Annotated in this window: 6 protein-coding genes and 1 pseudogene; 3 read left to right on the top strand and 4 right to left on the bottom strand. The window is 68.9% G+C overall.

Annotated features, from left to right (window positions below):
* From bla to VB737_RS14710, 3 genes are all read left to right on the top strand, one after another.
* Positions 1–786: class A beta-lactamase (gene bla, locus VB737_RS14700; protein ID WP_500314057.1), on the top strand; the 786-nt coding region annotated here is incomplete at its 5' end.
* Positions 787–1,256: 470 nt separating this feature from the next.
* On the top strand, positions 1,257–1,601 hold the full coding sequence (locus VB737_RS14705; protein ID WP_500314058.1) for a sll1863 family stress response protein: 345 nt from the start codon (positions 1,257–1,259) through the stop codon (positions 1,599–1,601).
* Positions 1,602–1,675: 74 nt separating this feature from the next.
* Positions 1,676–2,749: a PfkB family carbohydrate kinase gene (locus VB737_RS14710; protein ID WP_500314059.1), complete on the top strand. Its 1,074-nt coding sequence runs from the start codon at positions 1,676–1,678 to the stop codon at positions 2,747–2,749.
* An 83-nt stretch (positions 2,750–2,832) separates the two neighbouring features.
* Here VB737_RS14710 and proB read toward each other — a convergent pair whose 3' ends face one another.
* The 4 genes and pseudogenes from proB to VB737_RS14730 form a co-directional block, all read right to left on the bottom strand.
* Entirely contained in the window at positions 2,833–3,972 is a 1,140-nt protein-coding gene (proB, locus tag VB737_RS14715; RefSeq protein ID WP_500314060.1) for a glutamate 5-kinase, read from the bottom strand.
* Entirely contained in the window at positions 3,972–4,481 is a 510-nt protein-coding gene (locus VB737_RS14720) for a YqeG family HAD IIIA-type phosphatase (protein ID WP_500314061.1), read from the bottom strand. The genes proB and VB737_RS14720 overlap by 1 nt, the downstream gene beginning before the upstream one ends.
* Positions 4,481–5,029 (bottom strand): DUF3727 domain-containing protein, encoded by a 549-nt coding sequence (locus VB737_RS14725; RefSeq protein WP_094586220.1) that lies wholly within the window; start codon positions 5,027–5,029, stop codon positions 4,481–4,483. The genes VB737_RS14720 and VB737_RS14725 overlap by 1 nt, the downstream gene beginning before the upstream one ends.
* A gap of 19 nt (positions 5,030–5,048) precedes the next feature.
* A pseudogene (locus VB737_RS14730) lies at positions 5,049–5,334 on the bottom strand (hypothetical protein); the annotation flags it as partial.

A 5,334-nucleotide genomic window follows, 5' to 3' on the forward strand; every position in this document is an offset into this window, starting at 1 on the left:
GCGCTGGAGGCCCGCTCCGGCGGCCGGCTGGGGGTGTTCGCCATCGACACCGGCAGCGGCGCCCGGATCGGCCATCGGGCCCAGGAACGCTTTCCCCTCTGCAGCACCTTCAAGGCCATCCTGGCGGGGGCCGTGCTCCACAGGAGTCAGCGGGAGCCGGGCTTCCTGGAGCAGCGGATCCGTTTTGGCCACCAGGATCTGGTGACCCACTCGCCGATCGCCGAGCAGCACCTCGCGGATGGCCTGACGGTGGCGGAGATGGCGGTCGCCTCCGTCCAGTACAGCGACAACACCGCCGCCAACCAGCTGATGGCACGCCTGGGCGGCCCTGCCGGCCTGACCGGCTTCGCCCGCTCCATCGGCAACCGCACCTTCCGGCTCGACCGCTGGGAAACCGCCCTCAACTCCGCCATCCCCGGCGATCCCCGGGACACCGACACCCCCGCCGGCATCGGCACCAGCCTCCAGACCCTGACGCTCGGCAGCGCCCTGGGCCCGCCCCAGCGGCAACGGCTGCAGGACTGGCTGATCGGCAACACCACCGGCGACCGCCGGGTCCGGGCCGGGGTGCCGCCGGGCTGGCGGGTGGGCGACAAGACCGGCACCTGCGGGGCCTACGGAACCGCCAACGACGTGGCCGTGCTCTGGCCACCGGGCCGTGCACCGATCGTGCTGGCGATCTTCCACACCCAGGCCGATCCAGCCGCCCGCGCCAAGGATGGGGTGATCGCTGCAGCCGCCGGGATCGTGGCGAAGGCGTTCAGCCATTCGCAGACCCCCCCCTGAACGGCAGCAAAGGGTCAGGCTCCTTTTGCAAAACGCCAATTGCTGCAGGGGACCTCAACGATGACAGCATGCGGAATCAGGCCAGATAAGGGGCATTGATCAGATCTTCTGACCAGTCACTGCAAGATCCTTCGGATCCATTTGAGAGCCTGCGTTCTGAGCGATCGAAATAATCGGTTCATCGCACAAGGAGCACGTTGCAGCTGTACTGCTCGGCTGCACCGTGATAAGGTTGATTCACTGGAACGGCTCCAGCTTGCATGATGATCATCCTCAGCACGTTGGTCATCCTCAGGATTTCCAGGCCCAGGAAACAGCACTTCCTTGCCTTGACCGCGTGCTTGGCCCATCCCGTTAAGGGTTAGCTTCTCGCATCTCATTCCGCTTGAGCGTTTCGCCTTCGGCGTGAGCAGGGGGCTGCCAAAGAGGTGTCGGCCGTTCCGGTTGTCGAATCGCAGGAGAATCCATCCATGACCACCCAACAACCCACCATCAATTACTCCTCCCAGGAGATGGCCAACGTCGACGAACGCCTCCGCCAGGCCATTCTCGACAAGCGGCAGTCCCAGATGAAGGAACTGTCGGACAAAATCGATCAGCTGCAACACCAGACCAAACAGCTGGCAGACAGCGTCCGCGCCGAAACCGAGAGCAAGCTCAAGGAGCTCAGGGCCGCCCGCGATGCGGCCAGCTCACGGTTACAGGAGCTGCAACACAGCACCCAGGACGCCTGGTCCAATGTGCTTGAGCAGACCGACGAGGCCTTGCAGTCCGTGTCCGATCGCTTCCACGCCTACGTCGACAGCAAGAGCTGATTGCGGATGTCACTCGTTCTCTCCAGCTTGCCATCCGATCTCCGAGTTTCACCCACCCACTCCACGTCCTGCCTATGTCCAACACCACAACCACCAAACCCATCTCCATCCATCCCCAGAGCCTGGAATCCCACGACCAACCCCGTGTGCTCTGCTTCGGGGAAGCCCTGATCCATCGCATCAACAGGCCCGATACCGAGAACACAGCGAACACACAGGATCGTCCGGGAGGCGCCCCGGCCAGCGTGGCCTGTGGCGTCACCCGCCTGGGTACCCCGGCCAGCTTCCTGGGCCGGATCGGCGACGATCCGCTCGGCCGGCAACTGCTGGAGCTGTTCGAACGACGACAGGTGAGCACCTCAGCGCTGCAGAGGGATCCGAAACGTCCAACACGGGTAGCCCGGCTGCAAAGGCAACTCGGTGGGGAGCTTTGCCTCCACGACTTCCTGGGCGACAGGGGGCTGGGCTTCGCCGACAGCGCTGTGGTTCCCGCCACACTTGCCGAATCGGTGAAGCCCCTGCTGCGGGAAGCCCGCTGGCTGCTCATCAGCACCAATGCCCTCGTCAGCGGCCCGAGTGCCATGGCACTGGATCTACTGCTCAAGCGGGCCACCGCCCAGGGACTTGGCATCGCTCTGGACATCGATTGGTGCCCGGGGTTCTGGGGCCTTGCCCCGGATGCGGCCCCATCGGCCGAAGTGCTGCGCCGTTTCCGGCCCCTCGGCGAGAAAGCCACCCTGATCCTGGCGTCCGCCGAGGAGGCCGAGGACTTCTTCAGCAGCGCCGATCCCGCGACCATTCACGGCGCGCTGGCCAAGCGCCCGGCCGTTCTGGTGACAGGCCGCAAGGGAACCGTGCGCTGGTGTCTGGGGGGTCGCCAAGGCACCATGTCGCCCGCCGCGGAGCATGCTCCCAGCCATCCCCTGGGCGTCCGTGAAGCCTTCACGGCAGCCCTGCTGGATGGCCTCTGCCGCCGGCCTGAGCTGCTCGAAGCTCCGGCACCGGGCGGTACTGGCGTCGCCGGACCTGGTCCGATCGAAGACCTGCTTCGCTTTGCTTCGGCCTGCGCCACTCTCGTGGGCCGCACCGACGGGGCTATCGAGCCCCAGCCCAGGAGCGAGGCCGTGAGGGCGTTCCTCATGGCCTGATCTCCAACCTCCCGCGAGGAGCTAGGCAAGCCGCTTGGTCCCCTGCCCCCTGGCTTCGCCGGGGGGCATTCTGGCGGGAAGCCTCAGCTGGCCAGGCAGGTGAGCACCAGCTGGTCGCGGTGCACCACCGCGTCCCCCACGGCCCCCAGGCGGCGGCGCACCTCCTCGCTGCTCAGTCCCATGATCTGGCGCAGTTCGTCGCTGCTCAGGGTGCTCAGGCCCCGGCCCAGTTCACGGCCGTCGCTGGCCAGCACCCGCACCGCGTCACGCCGGGAGAAGTGACCCTCCACCTTGCGGATCCCCACCGCCAGCAGGGAAGCCCCCTGCTGCAGCAGGGCCCGCTCGGCGCCCGCGTCCACCTGCACGCTGCCTTTCACCAGCAGGGCATGGGCCAGCCAGCTCTTGCGGTCGGCCAGGGGGGTGGCGCTGGGCTGGAACACGGTGCCCACCTTCTCGCCGGCGAACAGGGCCTCGAGCACCGCCGGGTCGCGGCCATCGGCCAGGCGCACCCGGATGCCGCTGGAGGTGGCGATGCGGGCCGCCGCCAGCTTGGTGGTCATGCCGCCGGTGCCCCACTGCCCGCCCCCTTCGGCCACGTGGCTGAGGCGCTCCAGCTCGGCCAGGTCGCGCACCTCCTCGATCGGGCTGGCATCGGCGTCGGTGCGGGGATTGCCGGAATAGAGCCGGTCGACATCGGTGAGCAGCACCAGCTCATCGGCGCCGATCGCCACCGCCACCAGGGCCGAGAGGGTGTCGTTGTCACCGAAGCGCAGTTCATCGGTGGCCAGGGTGTCGTTCTCGTTCACCACCGGCAGCACCCCCCACGCGAGCAGCTGCTCCAGGGTGCGGCAGGCGTTCTGGTAGCGGCGCCGGGAAGCCAGATCGCTGCGCGTGAGCAGCACCTGGGCCACCGCCATGCCCCGCACGGCGAAGGCCTCCTGGTACAGCCCCATGAGCCGGCCCTGGCCGACGGCGGCGGCCGCCTGAAGGGCCACCACCTCGGTGGGGCGGCGGCTGAAGCGAAGCGCCTCGCAACCCAGGCCCACGGCGCCGCTGGTCACCAGGGCCAGACGATCGCCCCGTCGCTGCTGGCGGCCGAAGCTGGCGGCCAGATCGGCGATCACCGCCGCCGTGGACCGCTCGGGGGTGCCCCGCAGCAGGCTGGTGCCCACCTTGATCACGCGCCGCAGTCCGCCAGCGGCGGGGGTGCCGGAGCTCGCCATCAGCCGGGGACCGAGCCCACCCAGCGGGCCATGCGCAGCTCCAGGTCCTGCAGCCGGTCCTGGCGGCAGGGTTCTCCGTCGGGATCGATCGGCTTCACCAGCACCGTGAACAGTCCCATGCGGTTGCCCACCAGCACATCGGTGAACAGCCGGTCGCCGACCAGGGCCACCGCGGCCGGGGGCAGGGCAAGGTCCTGCAGCACCTTGCGCAGGGCCGCCCGGCGCGGCTTGCCCGCCGAGGTGGTGTAAGGCAGGCCCATGCTGTCGGCCACCGCCCCGATGCGGCGGCGGGAGGGGTTGTTGCTGAGCAGGTGCAGGGGCATGCGCTCACGGGCATGGCGCAGCCACACCTCGGCCTGCAGGGGCATGGTGGCCTGACGGCGCGGCAGCAGGGTGCGGTCGACGTCGAGGACGAGGGCGCGAATGCCACGGTCGACCAGCTCCTGCAGGGGCAGGTGGGCCAGGGAGGTCCCCAGCAGCCAGTCGGGCGTGAGCAGGTCGCGCAGCATCAGTCGTCGCTCTCCCGTTCGTCGAGCTCGGCCTCGATGCGGGGCTGGACCCGCTCGAACTCCTCACCCTCCACCATCACCGCGTCGGCGCCGTCCATGCGGGCCACCACGAAGAAGGGATCCAGGGGGATGTAGAGGCCGTACTCCTCATCGCCGGCCATGAAGCTCACGAGCAGCTCATAGGTCTCGCTGTCATCATCGCCCTCCTCGTCCTCGAGGTCGTCGGGGTCAGGCTCCTCCAGCTCACCGCTGACGGTGAGGGTGACGGCGGAACGCACCAGGGTGAGGTCGTGCTCCTGGAGCACCACGTCCGCCACCGACAGGATCGGCTCGGTGGCATCGAGGGTCTCCACCAGCTCGGGGTCGTCGTCCTCCCGCAGCCGGAACAGGCACACCGGGGTGTCCACCGGGGTCAGCAGGGCGTAGTCGTGGCCGTCGAGGGGGATCAGCTGCTCCAGGAAGCAGAGCAGCTGGCGGCCGCTGCCGTCCCGCACCTGCACGGTGGGCACATCGCCGGAGCCCGTCATCGCAGGGGGGTCGGAGGCCATCAAGAGGAAGCGGTTCCCCTCAGAATGAATCAGCGCCGGCCCGACTGCCCACGGCGATGGCCGCCGGGGCGACCGGATCGGCCGTTGAGGCGGCCGTGAATGCAGCCGGATCGAGTGGTTCGGGACCCTCCCTGAGCCACTGCTCCAGCAGCAGCACCGCCGCGGCGCTGTCGAGCCGGCCGCTGCGGTCGCCGTGCAGGCCGAAGCGCTCGCCGGCTGCCCAGCTGCTGGCGTGCTCGTCCCCCCAGGCCAGGGGCCGGGGCCGGTCCCTTATACACATCTCCGAGCCCACGCTCCGCCAGGGT

It is taken from the genome of Synechococcus sp. BA-120 BA3 (assembly GCF_034931285.1).
Lineage (GTDB): Bacteria > Cyanobacteriota > Cyanobacteriia > PCC-6307 > Cyanobiaceae > Cyanobium.